Genomic DNA, 21,920 nt, shown 5'->3' with positions numbered 1-21,920 from the left:
GTCGAGGCCAGAGGGCCGTGGGACCCACCGGAATTACCGGGCACGGGATCTCATGGCCCTCACCTGTTGCCACACTGGGGCGGAGCACCTGGGGACGGACACGGGAGTGTGACCGATGAGGCCTACTCGGCCTTCGATGCAGGACCTGATCCGGCAGCGCAGGCGGGCCGGGTTCGTGGGGCGGAGTGACGAGCGGGCCGCGTTCCGGCGCAACCTCGACCTGGCGCCCGAGGACGAGCGGCACCGCTTCCTCTTTCATGTGCACGGCAACGCCGGGGTCGGAAAGACCTTCCTGGTGCGGGAACTGGAGCAAGTGGCCCGCGAAAAGGGCGCGTTGACGGCATACGTCGACGAGAGCGTCGGCAGCGTCCCGGAGGCGATGTCGGCCATCAGCCGCCAACTCGGCGCCCAGGGCCGCCGTTTCAAGGAGCTGGAACGACTCCTGGCCGCCCACCGGGAGCGCCGGCACGAGGCGGAGGCGGCCGTCGCCACCCTCGAAGCGGAGCCGGAGGAGCCGTCGGCAGGCAGCATGGCCGCGGCGCGGGCAGGACTGGCCGGGCTGGGGATGGTGCCGGGGGTGGGAGCCTTCGCGGGAGCCCTGGACGCGGCTCAACTCGCCCAGGGCGCCGACCGGTTGCGGGCCGGACTCAGTGCCCGCCTGCGCAGCCAGGAAGACGTGCAGCTGGTCATGCAGCCGGAGCTGGTATTGACCCCTGTGCTGCTGAACGAACTCAGCGACGCGGCGGCCACGGCACCCTGGATCGTCCTGTTCTTCGACACGTACGAGCGGACCGGACCGTTCCTCGACGGCTGGCTGCACGAGGTGATGACCGGCGATCACCACGGCACTCTCCCCGCGACGGTCGTCGTGGTGACGTCCGGCCAACGCCCCTTCGACACCGCCCGCTGGGGCGCCTTCGCCGACTTCATGACGGACGTACCGCTCGGGCCGTTCACGGAGGCGGAGGCCCGGGGGCTGCTGGCGGGCAAGGGAGTCGTCTCCGAGCCCGTCGTCGAGGAGGTCCTGCGCCTCACCGGCGGCCTGCCGGTGCTGGTCTCCACTCTCGCGGAGCAGCGCCCCGCCGACCCCGACGACGTCGGCGACCCCAGCGCCACGGCCGTCGAACGCTTCCTGAAATGGGAGCAGGATCCCGTACGGCGAGCCGCGGCCCTCGCGTGCGCCCTGCCCCGCCACCTGGACATGGACGTGTTCCGGGCCGCCGTGGACTGCCCGGACGGCGAGGCGGACGCGCTCTTCGCCTGGCTGCGGGCCCTGCCGTTCGTGGCCGACCGCGGCGACCGGATCCGCTACCACGACCTGGTGCGGGAGACGATGCTGCGGATGCAGCGCGGACGCTCCCCGCGCGGCTGGGCCGGTCAGCACACGCGCCTGGCCCGGACGTTCGGCCAGTGGCGGGCGGAATCCGAGGCCGGGCGCGGGCAGCGGGAGCTGTGGGCGGACGAGAAGTGGCGGGAGCTGCGGCTCACCGAGTCCTACCACCTGCTGTGCGCCCAGGCCCCCGCCGCGCTGCCCGTGGTGCTGCGGGACTTCGTCGACGCCTGCGCCACGGATGAGATCACCGCCGCCCACTGGGCACGGACCCTGCTGGACGCCGGCTGCGACGGCGCCACGGAGGCGGTGTCCCGCTGGGGGACCGACCTGTCCCGGGCGCTCACCGAGGGCGGCACGATCGCGGCGCTCGCCCGGCTGCTGTCCCGGGCGGGTCTCGACGAACCCGCCCAGGCGTGCGCCCGAGTGGTCCGGGGCAGCGCACTGCGGCGCGTCGGAGCGCTGGAGGAGGCGCTGAGCGAGTACGACCGGGCCGTGGCGCTGGATGCCGGGTTCGCGCGCGCCTACCGGGGCCGCTCCTACGTCCGGGGCGACCTCGGTGACTACGAGGCGGCCGTCGGCGACCTGGACCGGGCCCTCGCGCTGGAGCCGGACAGCGCCTCGGCCCACTCGGTGCGCGGCGAGTACCACAGGGCGTTGAACCACGGCGACGAGGCGCTCCGGGATCTGAACCGGGGGATCGCACTGGACCCCGGCCACCACTTCGCCTGGGCCTCCCGGGGAGCCGTCCACCTGGCCCGGGGCCAACTCGACGCGGCACAGGCGGACTTGGACCGATCGCTGGATCTCAACCCCGACTACATCTGGGCCCTGGTCCGCCGCGCCCGCGTATGGCGCGGCCTCGGCGACCCCGCTCGCCAACTGGCCGACCTGGACCGAGCCGTGGCCCTCCAGCCGGACTGGCCCTGGGGCCGCTGCGAACGCGGTGACGCACTCCGGAATGCCGGCCGTGTCGAGGAGTCCCTCCGCGACTACGACCACGTACTCGCCCTCGACCCCGACTACGCCTCGGCCCACGCGAGCCGAGGCGCCGCCCTCACCGCCCTGGGCCGCCCCGAGGAGGCCCTCACGGCCCTGAACCGCGCCTTGGAACTCAACCCCGCCTACACCTGGGCCCTGTGCCGCCGAGCCGAAGCCCACCTCGCCCGCGCCGCCTACGATCCGGCCCTCGCCGACGCGGAACGCGCGTGTGAGCTGAGCCCGGACGACGAGCGAGCGCGTGCGGTGCGGGACCGGGTGCGATCGGCCGCCGGATAGCGCCTTCGACCCTGTCGCGCCGACCGGGTGTCGTCCCCGTTTCCCGGCCATAACCGGCCTTGACGGGCCAACCGGGTCTCACCTCGCATACCCTCACGCCCCCTGAACCCCGCACCCCCCGTCGATTACAGTGCCTGACGTCGTACATACGGACGGTCGCCACGGGAGGTCTTGGTGGGCGCGACAACCGGGGCTGTCGTCTGGGGCCGTGCCGAGCAGCAGGACTTCCGCAGCCGGGTACGCGGAACACTCCTCGGGGTGGCCGTGGGTGACGCGCTGGGCGCACCGGTCGACGGGCTCGGACTGGACGAGATCAGGGAGGCGTACGGCGCCGAGGGGCTGGTGGACCTCGCACTCGGATACGGCCGACGCGGCGCCGTCACTCATCTCACCCAGCTCAGCCTCTTCACCGTGGACGGGCTCATACGGGCCCAGGTGCGGCGGGACACCGGCGCCTGGCATCCGCCCACCGATCTGCACCGGGCGTATCTCCGCTGGTACGCCACCCAGCGCGACTGGGGGCCCGACGAGCGGCGCAAGGACGACGGCTGGCTGGCCCGGGAGGAGTGGCTGTACGCCCGCCGCGACCCGACCCGGTCCCTGCTCATCGGGTTCGGCGACGACACCATGGGCACGCTGGAGTCGCCCAAGAACCCGAACGAACTCGGGCCCGAGGCCACGGCCCGTTCCGCGCCCTTCGGGCTGCTCGTCGGATGGGAGCCGCAGCTCGTCGTACAGCTGGCCGTGGAGTGTGCCGCGCAGACCCACGGGCACCCCGTGGCCTATCTGTCGGCGGGCGCGTACGCCGTGATCGTGCACGCCCTGGCGCTCGGCGACAGCCTGGACGGGGCGGTCCAGCGGGCGCTCGCGCTGCTGGCCGCGCGGCCCGGGCACGAGCCCGTGTCGGACGCCCTCCAGCACGCGCTGGGTGCCGTACGGCAGGGAATGCCCACCCCGGCGCGGGTGGAGGAACTCGCCGCCGACGGTTCGGCGGACGGGCTGCTGTCCGCCGCCGTGTACTGCGCCCTGGTCGGGGAGGACGTACGGCACGGTCTGTGCCTCGCCGTGAACCACGACGGCCCCTCCGCCGCGGCCGGCGCCCTCACCGGCGGCCTGCTGGGCGCCCTGCACGGCGAGACGGCCCTCCCGCCGGCCTGGCTGGCCGAGCTGGAGGGCCGTCCCACCCTGCTGGAACTCGCCGACGACTTCGCGATGGAGATGACCCAGGGCCCTGCGCTGCACGGGCCCGCGGGGGCGTCGCCGGGGTGGCTGGTCCGCTATCCGAGGGCCTAGCACCTAGGACCGCGGCTGGTCCTTCACCCCCGTACCGATCACGTCCTGCACACCGCCCGCCGGAGTGGGGATCGCGACGGCCGCCGCCCCGTCCCCGTCTCCGTCGGTGTTGATCTTCTCGATGATCGCGAGGCGCTCCGGGGTGTCCTCGGGCTTGATGAACCCGATGAGGATGTAGAGGACCAGGGAGACGGCGAGCGGGATCGAGACCTGGTACTGGAGCGGAACGCCACCGTCGACGTTCCAGTTGATCGGGTAGTTCACCAGCCAGAAGGCGAGCAGACCCATCGACCAGCTGGTGAGCGCGGCGGTCGGTCCCGAGCGGCGGAACGGGCGGAGCAGACCGAGCATCATCGGGATGGCCATCGGGCCCATGAGACCGGCCACCCACTTGATCACGACGGTGATGATGTCCTTGAACGCGGGGGAGTTGACCTGCGTCGCCGCCGCCATCGACAGGCCGAGGAAGACGACCGTGGTGATGCGCGCGACCCGCAGGCCCTGCCCCTGGTTCCAGCTGCGCGCCCTGCGCCACACCACCGGTGCGCAGTCCCGCGTGAAGACCGCCGCGATCGCGTTGGCGTCGGAGGAGCACATGGCCATCGTGTGCGAGAAGAAGCCGACGATCACCAGACCCAACAGGCCGTGCGGCAGCAGCTGTTCGGTCATCAGGCCGTAGGAGTCGGAGCCGTCCGGCTTCTGCGACTGGACCAGCAGCGGTGACATCCACATGGGGAAGAACAGGACGACCGGCCACACCAGCCACAGGATCGCCGACAGCCGGGCCGAGCGCTCGGCCTGGTGCGCGTTGGCCGTGGCCATGTAGCGCTGGGCCTGGTTGAGCATGCCGCCGTTGTACTCGAAGAGCTTGATGAAGAGGAAGGCGAGCAGGAAGACCGTTCCGTACGGCCCCACCAGCGGCTCTCCGTGGCCCTTCAGCTCCGGCTCGTCCCAGGCGCCGAAGAAGCCGATGCCCTTGTCGTTGAGCTTGAGGACGACGGCGACGAACATCGCGACACCGGCGAGGAGTTGGATGACGAACTGCCCCAACTCGGTGAGCGCGTCGGCCCACAGCCCGCCGATCGTGCAGTAGACGGCCGTGATGGCGCCCGTGATCAGGATGCCCTGGTTGAGCGAGATGCCCGTGAACACCGACAACAGGGTCGCGATCGCGGCCCACTTGGCGCCCACGTCCACGATCTTCAGCAGCATGCCCGACCAGGCCAGCGCCTGCTGGGTCTTCAGGTCGTAGCGGTTCTTCAGGTACTCCAGCGGGGAAGCCACGTGGAGCCGTGAGCGCAGCCGGTTGATGCGCGGCGCGAACAGCTTGGAGCCGATCGCGATGCCGAGGGCGATGGGGAAGGACCAGGTGACGAACGAGGTGACGCCGTAGGTGTAGGCGATGCCCGCGTACCCGGTGAACATCACCGCGCTGTAGCCCGACATGTGGTGCGAGATGCCCGACAGCCACCACGGCATCTTGCCGCCGGCGGTGAAGAAGTCACTGACGTCGTCCACGCGTTTGTGCGACCAGACGCCGATCGCGACCATCACGCCGAAATAGCCGATGAGCACGGCCCAGTCGAGACCGTTCATGTGCGCCCTCCCAGGGATCAGCCCGGCGCTCATCGTGGGCGCCACCGCGTGGACACGACAAGCTGGCGTGAGGTCAAGGGAAGGTAAAATCATTCGAGGTGATGGCCTGCGTTCACCTACATGAACTCATCGCATCAGCTCCCCGGCGTTGACCAGCAACGACTGTCCGGTGATCGCCCGCGCCCGGTCCGAGGCCAGGAACACCGTCGCGTCCGCCACGTCCCCGTCGGTCGCGAGATCGGGCAGCGCCATCCGGTCGGTCAGCCGCTTCAGCACGTCCGCCTCCGGCACCTTCTCCGTGTGAGCCGTGAACTGCACGTACGCCTGCACCGGCGGCCCCCACATCCAGCCCGGCAGCACGGTGTTGACCCGGATCCGGTCCGGGCCGAGCTCCCGCGCCAGCGAGTACATCGCACTGGTCAGCGCCCCCTTCGAGGCGGCGTACGCGGCCTGCCGCACCTGCGAGGGCGCGGCCACGGCCGACTGCGTCCCGACGAACACCACCGATCCGCCGCCCGCCGCCCGCAGCCCCGGCAGACAGGCTCGGGTCATCCGCAGCGAGCCCAGCAGATTCACGTCGATGACCGACTGCCAGGTCGCGAAGTCCGCGTCCTCCAGCCCGCCGAAGTAGCTGTCCCACGCGGCCACCTGCACGACGGCGTCCAGCCGCCCGAACCGCCCCACCGCCAACTCCGCCAGTGCGGCGCACTGTTGCTCGTCGGTGATGTCCGTCGACCGGTACGCGGTGTGCGCCCCGTCCGGATCGATCTCGGCGGCGCTCTTCGCGAGGTTCGCCTCGGTCCGCGCACCCAGCACGGCGTTCCCGCCGTCCCGCACGACGGCCGCCGCGACCTGGTGGCCGAGCCCGGCACCGACTCCCGACACGACGACGGTCTTCCCGGAGAGAAGTGACATACCGGCGGCCTCCCTGCTCTGGCGCATCATCTGACGGGGCGTCAGAGTATGGGCGAGCGCTGGAGGAGGGAAGGGGGAACGGAACTCCGCAGATCGCCTCCGGCGGTTGACGAGAGTGCGTCCCGCGCAGTGCTATTCCGGGACTGCTACGTAGACAGGTGTGATGTGCTCGGGATCGAACGGAGCCCGCCCCTTGCCCGATGGCATTACATAGACCGCCTGGAAACAGTCCTTCAAGACGGTGCGCTTTTGTTCGAGCCCACCGTTCTTCCACTCGGTCTCGTAGTCTCGGGCACGCCTGGACTGCGCTCCAGCGGCTGCCTGTTCCAGCTCCCTTTCCAACGTGTCCAGAGCGCTGTTAAATCCGGCGACAGCCTGTAGATAGTCCTCCTGGCGCATCCCCGACGCTTCTGGAGCGCCCTTCGACCATGCACTGGTCAGAGCCCGCTTGCGCTCATTGATACGGGCGGCCTGGGCCTGGATCTCCTGAACCCTGTCGTTGCCTTGCCGTGGTACGGACGTCAGCCTCGCGGGGTCCTCCGGTGCCTGGGCCCGTGCCCACGCGATCACGAACTCCTCCAGCAACTCGTCAATCGGCGCAGCGCGTCGGCTCACCTTGCCGCAGGCGCCCCGCCCCTTTCCGGGGCAGTAGTAGATCGTGTGCCCCCGAAGACTCACGAACTTGGCGCTCATCGACGCCTTGCAGATGCCACATCGGAGGTAGCCGGTGTACACGTACTTTCGGGTGTTCACGCCGCCCAGATTTGGGCGGACACCCCGCTCTCCCCACAACAGCCGACGGTGCTCAAGCTCCAACTGTGCATCCGACCACACCTGACGCGAGACGACCGGGTCCCACTTGCCCAGCATCGGCAAGCCATCGTCGCCGACCAGTACACGACCCCACCCGTCGCGCTGCCGAGACTGTTCCGCTTGATGCTTGCCCCGGTACGTGGCGAACCCGCAGTAGCGCGGATTCGTCAGGATGGCCTTGATCGTCGCCGGGGTCCACTTGGCGCCGGACGGAGCGGGGATCTTGTCCTTGTTCAGGCCGCGCGCGATACCCGAGATCGAGACTCCGTCCAGCAACTGCTCGAAGATCCGGACCGCGATCCGCGCCCGACCTTGACGCCGTTTCCCTTCGTCCGTCCAGGCATAGCCGGTGCGCCCGGTCATCTCGCCGTTCATCGCGTCGGCGAGATGGTTGCGCGCCACACGCCGAGCAGTGTCCTCGGAGGACTTCAGGGCCATGACGCAGAGCATCCGAGCCATATGCCGGTCCGAGTCGCTGATGAGGTTCAAATCGCCCGTAACGCCAACAGCTGGGCGCTTGCGGTACTCGATGACGTCGATCAAGTCTTCCAGGTCGCGGGGCTGACGGGCCAGGCGGTCGGGGTCGTAGAACAGCACGCCGTCGATATGGCCGGACAGCAGATCAGCGAGCATCCGCCGGAACTCCGGGCGGATCACCATCCAGTCGACGGTTCCATCAGGCTTGGTGACCTTCCTCTTCTTGAAGGCGCCGGTGTCGTTCTCCTTGTAGATCTCTGCGAACTTCCCCCAATGCAGGCGGGTGCGCTTCGCCTCGGCGTCCTCCAGCTGGCGGGCCACGCCCTTCTCTTCGCCGTGACGGTCGAGAGAGGTGCGGACATAGCAGCCGGGCCGCAAGGGGGCGAAGTCCTTCAGGGATTCCCCGATGGTGAGGGCGACGCTGCTCCGGTTGCGGATGCGGTCAGGGATGACGATGCCGTCCCAGGACGAATCCGCCTCTGCGTCGGTTGTTACCCCGAATGTATCCATGGACCCCGCTCCGTCGTTATGGCGAATAATCAAATGCGCCTATTGAACGTAATCAATATCGGGACATCATGGGTTCATTGGTAATTAGCCACTCAACTATGACTATTTTGGCGTGCAGTCTGTTCACTTCCGATCGAATCTGACGTATCGTCACATCCGTTTCGCGAGTGGGGAGGTAAGCGCATGGCAGGCGGAGAGCGCGAGGGGGTGGACCCGGGCCTGTACGCCGAGCTGGCGTCGGTGGGTCCGTACGGCGTGGGGGTCGGGCACGCCCTGATCACTATGGTCGAGCCTCATCCAGGTCATGAGTTTGGCTACCACCGATGGTACGAAGATGATCACTATTACGCCGGCGCGATGGCGATGCCCTGGATGTTCGCCGGGCGTCGTTGGGTGGCCACGCGGGATCTCCAACTCCTGCGTGTCCCGGAGAAGTCGGCGGTCGCCCAGCCCGTAACCGCCGGGTGCTACCTGTCCACCTACTGGGTCACCGAGGGTCGCTACGACGACCACATGAGGTGGACGGTGGCCATCAACAAGCGTCTCAACCGCGACGCCCGGGTCTACCGCGACCGCACCCACGTCTTCACCGCCTTCCAGGAACACGAGTCCACGGTCTACCGCGACGGAGCGGCGGGCCCGAGGGACTTCCACGCCCTGGACCACCCCTACGCGGGCCTGGTGTTGGAGGTGATCGACGCCGAATCCCCGGAGCGGCGGGGTGAGTTGCTGGAGTGGCTGGTCTCCCGCCATCTCCCGAAGCGACTGGCGGGTTCACCGGCGGCCATGGTGACCGTCTTCCGCCCCACCCCGCTCCCCGGCGACCGCATGACGTACGTGAAGCAGGTGGAGGGCGTGGACACCCGGCTCACGCTCCTGTGGTTCCTGGAGACGGACCCGAGGGAGTGCTGGGAGCGGTGCTTCACGGGCCAGGAAGACCCGCCGACGGGCAGGGTGGAGCTACTGGCGCCGTTCGTCCCGACGGTTCCGGGCACGGACAAGTACGTGGATCAGTTGCGCTGACCGCTTTCAGGGCTTCCACTCATCAGGACAAGGCGTCCCACGCGGCACGGTGTACGGCGCGGCCAGCCGATACGTCCCCGCCTTCGGCGCAAGCAGCATCGTCCACTTGTCCCCGTCCGCGTCCTCCGGCGTCTCCATCAGGCACCCGTTGACGTTGTCGAACGTCTTCGGTTCGCCGTCGGACCGCTCCTTCGACGCGTCCGTCTCCTGCGGAGCCTTGAGCTTCTTGCCCTCCGCGTCGACGATCGACAGCCACGGCGAGTACGGGATCCGGATCAGAATCCGCCCGGCCTTCTTCACCCGCATGGTCATCTCGCCCTGCGCGGCCCGGTCGACGACCGTGTTCGGGGAGGCGAGCGGCGCCGGGTCGGTCACCTGGAACAGCTGCCAGTTCGCGTCGCCCCAGATCTGCTTCAGATACGGCATCCCGCGCTGGACCAGCTCCCGCTCCCGCTCGCCCCCGTCCCCGTCGGGCTCGTCCTTCGGCACGACCACGAAGTGCACGGCCCAGCGCTGGAGCCACTCGTGGTAGTTCGCGGAGTTCAGGGTGTCGTCGTAGAAGAGCGGGTTGCGTTCCATGTCGGCCTGCCGGTTCCAGCCGCGGGCGAGGTTGACGTACGGCGCGAGCGCGGACGCCTCGCGGTGGGAGGCGGCCGGTACGACCTCGACGCGGCCCTTCTCGGCGCCGACCTCCTGGAGCTCGTTGACGAGGGGGGCCAGCTCGCGCGCCCAGGACGCCGTGGGGGTCGTATGGACGACGTCGTCGACGGACTTGAAGCCGATCCAGACGGTGAAGCCGAGGAAGGAGACGACGACGGCGTACCACTTGCGGGAGCGCGGCACTGTGAAGGGCAGCGCGGCCGCCAGGGCCACCCCCGCGAACAGCATGGGCAGCCGCGAGATGTTGGAGCCGATCTGGGAGCTCACCAGCCAGACCAGGACCACCGACAGGCTGTACACCCCGGCGGTGATCCGTACCGTCGTCCACTCGCGCGGGGCGAGGAACCAGACGAGGAGGCCGTACGCCAGCGGCAGGAGCACCGAGGCGATCTTCATCGGCTGGGTGCCGGAGAACGGGAAGAGCCAGGCGGACAGGGCGACCACGGCGGTGGGCGCGATGCCCAGGGCCCAGGCGCCCGGACGCCGTTTCTGCAGGAAGAGCGCCACCGCCACCAGGCCCACGAACAGGCCGGCGACCGGGGACGCCATCGTCGCGAGCGCGGCGAGCGGGGCCGCGCACAGGGCCTTCGCCCAGCGTTTGTAGCGCAAGTGGTGCGGCCAGCAGAAGACGATGGCGACCGCGCCGAGCGCGAACACCGTGCCGAGTCCGAAGGTGACCCGGCCCGAGGCCGCGTTGCACAGGAAGGCGTACACGCCCGCCAGCGAGGCCCACAGGGGGTTCCTCACCGACCGGCTGCGGATGAGGATCAGCGTCAGCAGGCCGGCCGAGACGGTCCCGGCCAGCATCATCGTCGTACGGACGCCGAGGACCGACATCAGATACGGCGAGACGATGCTGTACGACACCGGGTGCATGCCGCCGTACCAGGCGAGGTTGTACGCGCTGTCCGGGTGCCGACCGACGAACTCGGCCCACGCGTCCTGCGCCGCGAGGTCGCCGCCGCTGTTCGCGAAGGTGAAGAACCAGACGATGTGGAGGACGCCGGAGAGCGCGGTCATGGAGAGGACGGGGTGGCGCAGCAGCCGTTCGCGCAGTGCGAGGAGAGCGGTCCAGGTTCTGGCTCTGAAGCCCCTGGGGCCCTCAGAGCCAGGACCGCCGTGCTCGGTGTCGGGTTCCGCGGGCATGCGTATTCGCGGGCCGGTACCCGGGCCCGGGTCGGTGTCGTCGGCGCGTGTCGGCTCCGCAGTGGCCACCTGAAGGCACTCCCCGTGGTGTCCCGTCTTCATGTCCCGGCCGCGCCCCAGCGTCGACCTGCCCCGGTTCGTGACGCTAGCACGCGGCCCGCCGTCCGGAACCCCGGCGGGGTCCGGCCGGGGGCCGCGTGAGGTGTCCGTCCCGGTGGTGGATCAGCCGACGCGCGTCAGCTTGTCGGTGAATCCCGGTTCGGTCAGATCCTTCTGCAGGGTGACCGGGACCTTGATGGCGCCGCCCTCGCCGTCCCCGACGGTGAGGGTGCCGACCTTGGTGCCGGCCTTCGCGGTGTGCGGTACGTCGTCGGCGGCGAAGGAGAGCTTCACCTTGAAGCCGGCCCAGCCGACGGCGGTGACGTCCTTGGTCAGCACGACGGGCGTGTGGCCGCCGAGGCCGTCGTCCACGTACCCGACGACGTCGCCCTTCTTCAGGATCTTCGCCGAGGTCAGGGCGTCCTGGGCGGCGAGCATCGCGACCCTGCTGACGTCGTTGACGGTCTTGATGATCGGCGACTTGTGCTGGCCGAGGATCGAGCCGACGAGGGTGACGGTCTCACCACCGACCTCCTTGCGGGCCGCGAAGAGGAGGTTGCCGCCGGCCGCGCTGGTGGTGCCGGTCTTGATGCCGATGGCGCCGTTGTAGGGGACCAGATAGTTGTAGTTGTACCACTTCTGTCCGGACGGATCGATCCACTGTCCCATGGACGTGATCTCCATCAGCGCCGGGATCTTCACGAGCTCGTTGCCGAGCTTCACCTGGTCCTCGGCGGTGGAGACGGTGGTCTCCTTCAGGCCCGAGGCGTCGGTGTACGTCGTGTTCTTCATGCCGAGTTCCTTGGCGGTGTCGTTCATCTTCTTGATGAACGCCGCCTCGGAACCGGCGTCCCAGCGGGCGAGCAGCCGGGCGATGTTGTTGGCGGACGGGATCATGATCGCCGCGATCGCCTGCTTCTGCGTGAGGACGTCGTCCTTCTTGACGGTGTCGAGGGTGGACTCGCCGTCCTTGTTGTAGCCGCCCTCCTTCTCGGCGAGCGCGTCGACGGTGATCTTCGCGCCCTCCTCGCCGGACTTGAGGGGGTGGTCCTTCAGGACGATGTAGGCGGTCATGGCCTTGGCCACAGAGCCGATCGCGACCGGGGTCTGCTTGCCGAAGTCGCCCATCGTGCCGACGCCGTTGACGTCCATCCAGCCCTGGCCCTGGGTGGGCCACGGGAGAGTCGCCTTGCTGCCGTCGAAGGTGTAGGAGTCCTCGGCGGTGAGGCTGAGCGTGGGGGCCGGCAGCGGGCGCAGGGACTGCGCGATCGCAAACACGACGACCAGGAGGATCAGGATCGGCGTCCAGATCTTGACCCGGCGGCCGAGGGTGCGCAGAGGGCTGGGCGGGGGCGGCGGAGTGTTGGTGAGCTCCGCGAGCAGGTCGAGGGGCGGCTTCGGCGGCAGGGGCTGCTGCGTGGTCCGCTCCGGGCCGACCTGGGGGACGGCGGCGGTCACGTCCGGCTTCGGCCGCGACTCTCGGGGCTCGTCCAGGGCCTTCAGCGCGACGAACCTGCTCGTCCGCTCGGCCTCGGCCTCCGGCTTGGTCTCGGGCTTGGTCTCCGGCTTGTCCTCCGGTGCCATGCCGAGCTTCAGCATGGTGGTGGGCTGGTCCACGGGGGGCCGGGGGGCCTTGAAGACGGCGGTGGGCTGGTCGACGGGGGGCTTGTCGGCCACGCCCGCGTCATCGGACGCGCCGGCCTCGTCGGTGTCGGCGTCGGTGTCGTTGGGCTCGTCGTCCGTCTGCGGGTCGGTGGGGGCCGGGCGCGCAGTTCCCCGCGCCCCTGGGGGGTTCGAGTCGCCGGCGTCGGAACGGGGGGCCTCGTCGGTGTCGGCGTCGTCGGGCTCGTCGTCCGTCTGCGGGTCGGTGGGGGCCGGTCGCGCAGTTCCCCGCGCCCCTGGGGGGTTCGAGTCGCCGGGCTCCGGAGTGTCACCCTCGTCTTCCGCGGGGGCTTTCTCGGCTACGGCCGTCTCGGCGTCGTCGCTCTCGGATGCCGGCTCCGGCTCGCTGTCGGTCTCGGTCTCCGGGGCGGACTCGTCCTCGGACACCTCGGACACCTCGGACTTCTCCGCGGCCTCCGCCTTGCCGGAGCCGTCCTCGGCACCGGCACCCTCCCCGGTGGCCACCCACGCCGCCACCGCGTCCCGCAACCGCGCATCGCCCGCCGTAGCCGGCTCGTCGCGCCCGCCGGACTCTCCGGACTCTCCGGACTCGCTGTCGGAGCCACCCGAGCTCTCAGCCGTACCGGAGTCGTCCGGGCCCTCGGTCGTCGCGGCATCGCCCGGCGTCTCCGCCGCGTCCGTGTCGTCCGAGCCCTCTGCCGTGCCGGAGTCGCCCGACGCTTCCCCGGTGACCGCCTCGCCCGAGCCGTCGGCGGTCCCGGAGTCCGCCGTGCCCGTGTCGCCCGATGCCTCCGCCGTGCCGGAGTCGGCCTTCGCTGCCCCGGTGTCGCCGCCTGCGTCCTCCGGCGTGTCCGAGTCGCCGTTCGTGGGCTTGGCCCCGTCGGGGTCCTCAGAGGCCTTCTCCGTGGCCGGAGGTGTGTCCTCGGGCTCCGCCGCCCCGGAACCGTCCGTCCCGGCCTCTGCGGGGCTCTCGTCGGTGTCCTCGGGGGTCTTCGGGAGGTCCCGTACCGAGAAGATCTTCGTGGCCGTGTCGACGCCCCCGAGGGAGATGGACTCCCGTGCCACCGCCAGCCGGGGATCGCGGGCGGAACTCCTCGCCTCGGGAACCGGACTCGCGCTCCCCGACGTCGGTTCACCCGACGACTCGCGCTGCTTCGACCTGTCGGGGGACTCGCCCGCCACCGATGCCTCCTCCATGTGCCGCGGGTGATCGGTATCCGTCACCCTGCGTCTGCCGAACCGTTGAACCGCCGCTCGGGCAACCGCCACACCACGCTGTCCGAACCATGTACCAGTGTCCTGTGTGTGGCCCTGTCCCAAGCGGTAGACGAGAACGACATACCTACCGGTTCCACTACAAACAGGTCACGCACCCTCGACAGACCAATGTGAGAGGGGTCACCCTGTCTTTCATCCACGCGGGGAGGCATGGATGGGCAGGAGCCGCAGAACACTTCCGGAAGAGCTTCTGCTGCTGGCGTTGGACCCGACCACGGGTACCACCGCACAGCCGCAGTCGCTCGACCTCGGTCTGGCCGGAGCACAGCTAGTGGAGCTGGCGCTGGCCGGACGGATAGCCCCAGACGGGGATCGTATCGCCGTGGTAGCCCCACGGCCGACTGGAGATCCGACTTTGGACTGCGCGTTGGAGTTGCTGCGAAGGCGTGGCGCTCCCGTGCGGGCAGTGAACTGGATCGGCGGGCCGCGACTGGGGCTCCGCCAGACCTACCTCTCGCATCTGGAGCGGTGCGGCATGGTGCATGCCGTGGCGGGTCAGATGTGCGGAGTGCTGCCGACGACTCGCTACCAGGCGACGGACAACGAGATCAGCCGGGAGATCAGGTCCCGACTGGACTCGGCGATCCGCACCGGCGTACCGCCGGACCCGCGGACCGCGGCGCTCGCCGCCCTGGCACACGCGGTCGGCCTCGGCAAGCACCTGTATCCGGGCAACGAGGGCCGTTCCTCGCGCTCCCGGCTGCGGGACCTGATCAGGCACGACCCGATGGGCGGACTCGTCGCGCACGCCGTGATGGACGTCCAGAACGGCGTGGCGGCACAGCCACGTCGTAGCCCGGCACCGGCCGGCCGTCAGGCCGCCCCCGGAGCCAGGCCCGCGCCGGAACCCGCTCGTGGTGTTCCGATGCAACCGCGCCGAGGCCCGATGGCGCGCGCCGTGGCTCACTGAGCCGCAGTCCCACGGCACGCACCGCAGGCAGCACGACCGCACCACCGCACGAACCGCACCACGCACCACTCAGCCGCCGCACCGTCAGTCCCCAAAGACCGGTTCGGGAGCCGCTGGTCCGCGCGGGGCGACGGAACCGTACGTCCGTACTTCGGGCGTCGACGGGTTCCGACGCCCCGCGCGGCCGCATGTCCGGGCGCCGTCGGGACGGAAGCCCTCAACTGACGTGCACGCGGCGCATATACGCCGTTTCCCAGCGGTAATAAGCACCTTGGTGGCAGTCTGCTCAACAGCAGATACGCAAAGTCAAGAACGAGGCACGCAGCCGGAGGTGCACGTCCCGTGGCGTCCAATGTCAATCCCACCGTCAGGCGGCGCCGGCTGGGCCAGGAGCTGCGCAGGCTCCGCGAGCTCAAGGGCATGACGGCCGAAGAGGTGGCGGAGCGGCTGCTCGTGTCGCAGTCGAAGATCAGTCGGCTGGAGAACGGCCGGCGCAGCATCAGCCAGCGCGACGTCCGCGACCTGTGCGGGGTGTACGAGGTCGAGGACCAGCGCATCGTCGACTCCCTGATGCAGATGGCCAAGGACTCACGCCAGCAGGGCTGGTGGCACGCCTTCGGGGACATCCCGTACAGCGTCTACATCGGCCTGGAGACCGACGCCGAGTCGCTGCGCGTCTACGAACCCCAGATCATCACCGGCCTGTTGCAGACCCGGCCGTACGCCGAGGCCATCGTGCGCGGCGGCGCGCCGGAGGCGACGGAGACGGAGAACGACAAGCGCGTCGAGGTGCGGCTGCGGCGGCAGAGCCGGGTCGCGGCCGAGCGGGATCCGCTGCGGTTGTGGGTGGTTCTCGACGAGGCGTCCCTGCGCCGGGTCGTGGGCAACCGTCAGGTGATGCGCGAGCAGCTGGAGTACCTCGTGGAGATGTCCCAGCAGCCCCACATCACCGTGCAGGTGCTGCCGTTCGACGTCGGCGCCCATCCCGGGCTGAGCGGGCAGTACTCCATCCTGGAGTTCTCGGACGCGGCGGACTCCAGCGTGGTCTACATCGAGGGCGTCACCAGCGACCTGTACCTGGAGAAGGCGCACGACGTGCAGAAGTACACCGTGATGTACGAGCACTTGAGGGCGCAGGCGCTCAACGTCGACCAGTCGCGTCAGCTGATCGAGGACATCGCCAAGGAGTACGCCCGGGAGTACGCCCGTTGAGCCCCTTCCCGACAGGGCGGGCCGGATAGTACACCCCGGCCAGGTCCGTCTGGAAGAGTCCTTTGGAATATGCCGCCGTAAGAGTGAATGACTGCTCCGAAAGAGGAAGTCGGCGAGTAGCGTCGATCACGCCAACGATCAGTAAAGGTTGGCGTAATCCGAACACTGCGCATCTGGCTACGGAGCGAATATGGCAATTCGTCTGGGCAACCTGGACTCATGGACGACCTCCACCTACACCAACGCCAACGGGGCGTGCCTGATGGTGAGGTCGACCGAAGAGGAAGCTCTCGAACTCGGCGACACGAAGATCCCCGAGGGTCCCAAGCTGGCCTTCCCCGCCGAGGCGTGGAGCGCCTTCGTGGCCTCGGTCAAGGTGTGACACCACGCCACACCCCTACAACTGCACAAGCACCACCACAGAGCCCTCTCGACCAGATCGCCGTCCTTGCCGAGGGGGCCTGCGGCGCTTCGGCCGTGGTGTTGCGGGTGCGGGTGTGGGCGAGGCCTGCTCAGCGATACCCACTCTTCCAGGGGCGCGGGGAACCGCGCGACCAGCCCCCACCGGCCCGCACCCGCTCTGCACGTCTCAGCCCAGCGCGCTCTCCACAGCGGTGACGACCTCGTCGGACTCCGGCTCCGTCTGCGGGGAGAACCGCGCCACGACCGACCCGTCCCGCCCGATCAGGAACTTCTCGAAGTTCCAGCGGATGTCGCCGCTGTGCCCCTCCGCGTCGGCGACACCGACGAGCCGCTCGTACAGCGCGTGCCGTCCCTCCCCGTTCACCTCGACCTTCTCGGTCAGCGGGAAGGTCACGCCGTACGTCGCCGAGCAGAACTCCGCGATCTCCTCGGCGCTGCCGGGCTCCTGCCCGAGGAACTGGTTGCAGGGCACGCCGAGCACGGTGAAGCCGCGCTCCGCGTACCGCTCCTGGAGCTTCTCCAGCCCGTTGTACTGCGGGGTGAGTCCGCACTTGGAGGCCACGTTCACGATGAGGACGGCCTTGCCGGCGTACTGGGCGAGGTCGGCGGAGCCGCCCGTGAGGGCCCCGATCTCGACGTCGAGGGGGGAGGAACCATCTGTAGTCGTCATGAGCGGATGCTAACTCCGCCCGGTGAATCCCCGGGTCCGGCCCCCGACGCCTTCACCAGCACCTCCCCGGCCGCCGTCCGCACGTACAGCACCGACCGCCCCGCCCGCCGCCGCTCCACCAGCCCCGCGTCCAGCAGCACCCGCAGATGCCGTCCCACCGACCCCAGCCCCTGCCCGGTCACGGCGACCAGCTGGCTGGTGCTCAGCGGGGAGTCCAGGAGGACGAACACCCGGGCCCGCCCGGTGCCGAGCAGCGTGCCGAGGCTCGCGGGCACGCTCCGGGCGCCCGGGTCGGCGAGGGCGCCCGCACAGCCGTAGACGAGGGCGTACCGCCCCGGCTCCTCCCAGGTCGCCCAGCCGCGCCCCGGCGTGACCGGGACGAAGACGAGTTCGGCGCCGCGGATGTCGCGGGGCGGGCGCTCGTGCCGGTTCACCTGGAGCCGGTTGCCGCCCAGCCAGCGCGTCTGCCCCGGCAGCAGGGAGTCGATGACGGCCGCCCAGCCACCCCGGCTCACCTGCGCGGTCCGGGCCACCACGTCCCCCTCCAGGATCCGCCGCCGACGGTCCCAGTACGGCCGTACGGTCGCCGTCCAGACGTGGGCGAGGAGCGCGGCCGCCCGCTCGGGGAGGTCGTCGCGCTCCAGTGCGGCGGGCAGCGGGCCGCGCAGCGAGACCTGGAGGTCGGCCCGCGCGAGAGCGGGATCGGTCGCCCGGATCCGGGCCAGGGTCTCCTCCAGGGGCGTGCCGTCCCGCGGCAGGGGCGCGAGGAAGTCGGCGATCCAGGACGTGCCCATCCCGGAGCGCACCAGCAGCGCGGTCACCGGGTCGGCCGCGAGGCGTGCGCGGTAGGCGGGCAGGTGGGTGCGGAGCCAGGCCTCCTCGCCCGGGTGGGCGGCGGTGCCGGTGTGCAGCAGCCGCAGGGCCGCGAAGGTCTCGGTGAACGGGCAGACCACGAACCGGCTGCGGACGAGGGTGTCCGCGTCGACCTGCCACCAGCCCATGAACCCCCCTTGGTTTCGCGACCGCGCGAAACACTAACCGTCAGCCGCCGCCCGCTCCGAGACTCCCTCGCATGCGCAGCTACCGCACCCTTCTCCGCACCCCGGAATACGCCCCTTTCCTGCTCTCCTTCGCCGCCTACGCCGCCGCCCAGACGATCGGCGGCCTGGCCCTCGGCACGCTGGTCTACCGGGCCACCGGCTCCCCGCTGCTGTCGGCGGTGAGCATGTTCGGACCGCAGCTCGCCCAGTTACTGGGGGCCGCGTTCCTGCTCTCCGGCGCCGACCGGCTGCCTCCGCGCGCGATCCTGACCGTCATCTCCCTCGCCTTCGCGGCGGGTACGGCGGTGCTGGCGCTGCCCGGCCTGCCCGTCTGGGCGGTCTTCGTGGTCCTGCTCCTGCAGGGCCTGGTCGCCTCGCTGGGCGGGGGAGTCCGCGGCGGACTGATGAACGAGATCCTCCCCAAGGACGGTTACGTCCTCGGCCGTTCGGTCTTCAACATGCTCTGGGGCATGATCCAGATCACCGGCTTCGCGACGGGCGGCGCCCTCCTCGCGCTCCTGTCCCCGCGCGCCTGCCTGCTCCTCACGGCGGCCTGTTACCTGCTGTCGGCCGCCGTCACCCGACTCGGCCTCACGGCCCGCCCACCGCGCTCCACGGGCCGCCCGTCCCTCTCCGCGACCTGGCGCACCAACGCCCTGCTGTGGTCACGCCTCCGCCGCCTGGTGTACCTCGGCCTCTGGGTCCCCAACGGCCTGATCGTGGGCAGCGATTCGCTCTACGTCTCCTACGCCCCCGCGGCCGCCGGCACGATGTACGCGTGCGGGGCGCTGGGCATGTTCGTGGGCGACCTGACGGTCGGCCGGCTGGTGCCGCCCGCGCTGCGGCCCCGCCTCGCGACCCCGCTACGCCTGCTGCTGGCGGTGCCGTATCTGTTCTTCTTCCTCCGACCCGGTATCGCGCTGTCCGTCCTGGCCGCCACGGTGGCCTCGGTCGGGTTCGCCGCGTCGCTGGTCCTCCAGGAACGCCTGATGTCCCTGACGCCGGACGAACTGGCCGGTCAGTCCCTCGGGTTGCACACCACCGGCATGGTCGCGTTCCAGGGCATCGGCGCGGTCCTCGCCGGCACCCTGGCCCAGGTCACGTCCCCGGCCACGGCGATGACGCTCATGGCGACCGCGTCGATCGCCGTGACCCTGACGCTCTCAACGCTGGGCAAGCGCGAGGAACGACGTCCAGGTGTCGGGGGTGACGGTGAGCGTGGGGCCTTGGGTGTTCTTGGAGTCGCGGATGTGGATGGTGCCGGCTGAGGTGGCGACTTCGAGGCACGCGCCGCCCTGCTCGCTGCTGTAGCTCGACTTGAACCACTGAAGTGCGGTGCTCATGCGTCTCCTAGCGAACGGTCCAACAGGCTCATGCTCTCCTGCGGGTTGAGAGCCTGTGACCGCAGCATCGCATATTTGCGTTCCAGCACGGAGACCTCGTCGGGATCGGCGACCATCCGTCCGTGGAGCTGTCCTTCGGCGTATCCGACGCGTTGGTGATCAGGCGTCTCGACGAGGATGAACGGTCCCGAGAGTCCGGCATGGAAATCGCGGCCGACCGGCATGATCTGAAGGGTGACGCTGGGCAGACCGGCCAGCTCGCGCAATCGGCGCAGCTGCTCCCTGTGCACGTCCTTCCCTCCCAGCCGGTCCTTCACCGTCACCTCGGAGACGACGAAGCTGACGGTGGGCGGCGCCGGACGCTGAAGGATCTCCTGGCGCTCGGCGCGCGCAGCGACCCGTCGCTCGACCTCGTCCTCCGTCAGCGCGGGGACGTCGTTCAGGAACACCGCGCGGGCGTACGCCGGGGTCTGGAGGAGGCCCGGCAGTACCTGGTTGTCGTACCAGGACAGGGCCAGTGCCTCCCGCTCCAGATCGATGTACTCCTCCGCCCAGCGGGGGAAGAGGTCGATCTCCGGCATGTTCGCCAGCGCGACCGACAACGCGCCCTTGGTGTCGAGGAGTTCGTCGAGCTGGGCCGCGAGATCCGGTTTCAGGGTCCGCCTGCCCTGCTCGACGGAGGCGATGGTCTCCTCGTCCACGGCGACCTCGTCGGCGAGGGCCCGCTGGGTGAGACCGGCCGCCCGGCGGAAGGTTCCGACGAGAGACCCGATCATCTTCACGGCGGTCGCGTTCTTCCGGCGCCGCGTACTGAGGCTCTTGTTGCTCATGCCGGTGAACTCCCCATCCCGGGGCGTACGTTCACCCGTTGTCACCCGTACAAGAAATCTGTACGGGTTCCTCAGCCCCGGAACACCTGCGGATACGGACACTCCTCCAGGGGTTTTCCGGGGCGGTCGGCCCACCGCCACCACAGGTGCCCTTCGGCGCAGCGCCACAGCGTCCGGCAGGCGCGCAGGCCGTCGTCCGCACGTCGGACCAGGAGCATCCCGCCGGACGCCAACGGCTCTTCGCAGCGGGGGCAGGGTTCCACGGCCGGCACGGGTGCACTGTACGGGGCGGGTTCGTCCACCCGGAGGGGCGCGTGTTCGATGCGCTGGGCGTCCCCGAAGATCCTGAAGTACTCGCCGAGTGCCGGAGGGCGGTAGTCGCTCTTGAGCTCGTACCGCGTGAGGACGGAGTCGGCCAGGTACTCGCGCCCGTCGAGGACATGGTCCTCGGGGGCTCTCGGCTTCTTCGGGTCCCTCGGTTCCTCCGCCTCTCCGATGGGCCGGTCCAGAACCCGGAACACCTTGTAGAACTTCACCCGCGAATAGTGCCGCGGGCCCAGCGGGTCCGGTCGTACGGCGAAGTCGGTGCTCCTGTCCGGATTCGTCTCGTCGGGCTTCCTGCCGAGGGCCCGGGTGTCGCATTCGAGGCCGTACCGGGTGGCGTGCCCGACCATCCACAGCAGGGTGAGGTCGGACAGCCCCGAGTCCGCCTCGCCGCCCCCGACATCGGTGTGCACCCCGGCGAACCAGACCTGCCGCAGTTCCTGGCCCTGCTCGGCGGCGCCCTTCTGCTGGTGCCAGAGCGTCGGCGGGAACGCGGAGCGCTGTTCGTCGACGGCCAGGGCGTGGAAGGCGCCGTTGACCCGGGTGCTGAGGTCGGTGTCGTGGAAGGCCCAGCGCTTGTTGAAGCGGTTGACGAGCGGGCGCAGGAACCAGGGGGCCGGGACCGGGATGCCGAGGGAGCCGACCGTGTCCCAGACGCCGACGAAGCGGATCTCCGTCTCGTGGGCGTAGGCCTGGCGGAACAGAGTGGCCGCCACGCTGGTCGGACTTTTCGTACGGCTGCGGTACAGCGCCCACGCCTCGTCGATCCGGTCGGCCTGCTCCCGGCGCAGGATGCCGCAGTTGCGCACCAGCCCCGCCAGGCTGCGCGCGGTGAACGCGCCCCGGCTGAACCCGAACAGGTACAGGCTGTCGCCGGGTTCGTAGGTCTGGATGAGGAAGCGGTAGGCGTCGAGCACGTTCCGCGACAGGCCGAGGCCGAACGCGCCGCCCCGCAGCCGTTCCGGACGCTGGGCGCCGACCCCGCTGTGGTAGTACACCCGCTGTTCCGTGCCGACGGCGGTGCGTTGCCGTACGGCCAGGGCCACCTTGGCCACATTGGTCTTGTGCGACTGGTCGGCGCGATTCCAGGTCCCGTCGCAGCAGACCACCAGATGTCTGGCCATGCT

The 21,920-nt window shown here is 70.0% G+C and carries 16 protein-coding genes and 1 pseudogene; 7 read left to right on the top strand and 10 right to left on the bottom strand.

Features of this window, described 5'->3' with window-relative positions; translation table 11 throughout:
- Nucleotides 1–136 precede the first annotated feature (136 nt).
- Together ABZT02_RS16565 and ABZT02_RS16560 are read left to right on the top strand one after the other, a co-directional pair.
- Nucleotides 137–2,608, top strand: a complete 2,472-nt coding sequence (locus tag ABZT02_RS16565) for a tetratricopeptide repeat protein (protein ID WP_356018510.1) — start codon at nucleotides 137–139, stop codon at nucleotides 2,606–2,608.
- Between the two features lie 174 nt (nucleotides 2,609–2,782).
- A complete protein-coding gene (locus ABZT02_RS16560; protein ID WP_356018508.1) occupies nucleotides 2,783–3,901 on the top strand; it encodes an ADP-ribosylglycohydrolase family protein in 1,119 nt (372 codons plus the stop codon).
- Between the two features lie 3 nt (nucleotides 3,902–3,904).
- Here the strand turns inward: ABZT02_RS16560 and ABZT02_RS16555 are convergent, their stop codons facing one another.
- The 3 genes from ABZT02_RS16555 to ABZT02_RS16545 all read right to left on the bottom strand — a co-directional run bounded on the left by ABZT02_RS16555 (nucleotide 3,905) and on the right by ABZT02_RS16545 (nucleotide 8,212).
- Nucleotides 3,905–5,497, bottom strand: coding sequence for a sodium:solute symporter family protein (locus ABZT02_RS16555; protein WP_356018507.1), 1,593 nt, complete (start codon nucleotides 5,495–5,497; stop codon nucleotides 3,905–3,907).
- Nucleotides 5,498–5,623: 126 nt separating this feature from the next.
- Entirely contained in the window at nucleotides 5,624–6,412 is a 789-nt protein-coding gene (locus ABZT02_RS16550) for an SDR family oxidoreductase (protein WP_356018506.1), read from the bottom strand.
- Between the two features lie 132 nt (nucleotides 6,413–6,544).
- Complete coding sequence (locus tag ABZT02_RS16545) at nucleotides 6,545–8,212, bottom strand: recombinase family protein (protein ID WP_356018505.1); 1,668 nt, start codon at nucleotides 8,210–8,212, stop codon at nucleotides 6,545–6,547.
- Between the two features lie 183 nt (nucleotides 8,213–8,395).
- Between ABZT02_RS16545 and ABZT02_RS16540 the strand changes: the two genes are divergently transcribed.
- Entirely contained in the window at nucleotides 8,396–9,235 is an 840-nt protein-coding gene (locus ABZT02_RS16540; RefSeq protein WP_356018504.1) for a hypothetical protein, read from the top strand.
- Nucleotides 9,236–9,241: 6 nt separating this feature from the next.
- Here ABZT02_RS16540 and ABZT02_RS16535 read toward each other — a convergent pair whose 3' ends face one another.
- Nucleotides 9,242–11,110 (bottom strand): MFS transporter, encoded by a 1,869-nt coding sequence (locus tag ABZT02_RS16535; RefSeq protein ID WP_356018502.1) that lies wholly within the window; start codon nucleotides 11,108–11,110, stop codon nucleotides 9,242–9,244.
- Nucleotides 11,111–11,263: 153 nt separating this feature from the next.
- Complete coding sequence (locus ABZT02_RS16530; protein ID WP_356018501.1) at nucleotides 11,264–13,960, bottom strand: D-alanyl-D-alanine carboxypeptidase; 2,697 nt, start codon at nucleotides 13,958–13,960, stop codon at nucleotides 11,264–11,266.
- Nucleotides 13,961–14,195: 235 nt separating this feature from the next.
- On the opposite strand from ABZT02_RS16530, the gene ABZT02_RS16525 reads away from it, so the two are divergent.
- From ABZT02_RS16525 to ABZT02_RS16515, 3 genes are all read left to right on the top strand, one after another.
- On the top strand, nucleotides 14,196–14,951 hold the full coding sequence (locus tag ABZT02_RS16525; RefSeq protein WP_028808344.1) for a GPP34 family phosphoprotein: 756 nt from the start codon (nucleotides 14,196–14,198) through the stop codon (nucleotides 14,949–14,951).
- 342 nt (nucleotides 14,952–15,293) lie between these two features.
- A complete protein-coding gene (locus tag ABZT02_RS16520; RefSeq protein ID WP_057608459.1) occupies nucleotides 15,294–16,163 on the top strand; it encodes a helix-turn-helix transcriptional regulator in 870 nt (289 codons plus the stop codon).
- A 190-nt stretch (nucleotides 16,164–16,353) separates the two neighbouring features.
- Nucleotides 16,354–16,545 carry a DUF397 domain-containing protein gene (locus ABZT02_RS16515; RefSeq protein ID WP_031039646.1) on the top strand — a complete coding sequence of 64 codons (192 nt, stop codon included), beginning with the start codon at nucleotides 16,354–16,356 and terminating at the stop codon, nucleotides 16,543–16,545.
- A gap of 207 nt (nucleotides 16,546–16,752) precedes the next feature.
- On the opposite strand, the gene ABZT02_RS16510 is transcribed toward ABZT02_RS16515, so the two are convergent.
- Together ABZT02_RS16510 and ABZT02_RS16505 are read right to left on the bottom strand one after the other, a co-directional pair.
- On the bottom strand, nucleotides 16,753–17,256 hold the full coding sequence (locus tag ABZT02_RS16510) for a glutathione peroxidase (RefSeq protein WP_356018499.1): 504 nt from the start codon (nucleotides 17,254–17,256) through the stop codon (nucleotides 16,753–16,755).
- A complete protein-coding gene (locus ABZT02_RS16505) occupies nucleotides 17,253–18,257 on the bottom strand; it encodes a winged helix-turn-helix domain-containing protein (RefSeq protein WP_356018498.1) in 1,005 nt (334 codons plus the stop codon). Before ABZT02_RS16505 ends, ABZT02_RS16510 begins: the two co-directional genes overlap by 4 nt.
- A gap of 71 nt (nucleotides 18,258–18,328) precedes the next feature.
- On the opposite strand from ABZT02_RS16505, the gene ABZT02_RS16500 reads away from it, so the two are divergent.
- On the top strand, nucleotides 18,329–19,564 hold the full coding sequence (locus ABZT02_RS16500; protein WP_356018497.1) for an MFS transporter: 1,236 nt from the start codon (nucleotides 18,329–18,331) through the stop codon (nucleotides 19,562–19,564).
- Here the strand turns inward: ABZT02_RS16500 and ABZT02_RS16495 are convergent.
- The 3 genes and pseudogenes from ABZT02_RS16495 to ABZT02_RS16485 all read right to left on the bottom strand — a co-directional run.
- Nucleotides 19,532–19,639, bottom strand: a pseudogene (locus ABZT02_RS16495) (DUF397 domain-containing protein); the annotation flags it as partial. The gene ABZT02_RS16500 and the pseudogene ABZT02_RS16495 sit on opposite strands and share 33 nt — an antisense overlap.
- Entirely contained in the window at nucleotides 19,636–20,469 is an 834-nt protein-coding gene (locus ABZT02_RS16490) for a helix-turn-helix transcriptional regulator (protein ID WP_356018496.1), read from the bottom strand. The gene ABZT02_RS16490 and the pseudogene ABZT02_RS16495, both read right to left, overlap by 4 nt.
- A 71-nt stretch (nucleotides 20,470–20,540) precedes the next feature.
- Nucleotides 20,541–21,917 (bottom strand): DUF2235 domain-containing protein, encoded by a 1,377-nt coding sequence (locus tag ABZT02_RS16485; protein WP_356018495.1) that lies wholly within the window; start codon nucleotides 21,915–21,917, stop codon nucleotides 20,541–20,543.
- Between the last annotated feature and the right edge of the window lie 3 nt (nucleotides 21,918–21,920).

Source organism: Streptomyces sp. NPDC005402 (genome assembly GCF_040606575.1).
In the GTDB taxonomy this organism is placed as follows: domain Bacteria; phylum Actinomycetota; class Actinomycetes; order Streptomycetales; family Streptomycetaceae; genus Streptomyces.
Note: the sequence above shows the minus strand (reverse complement) of the source record. Positions and strands in the feature narration are given on the sequence as shown.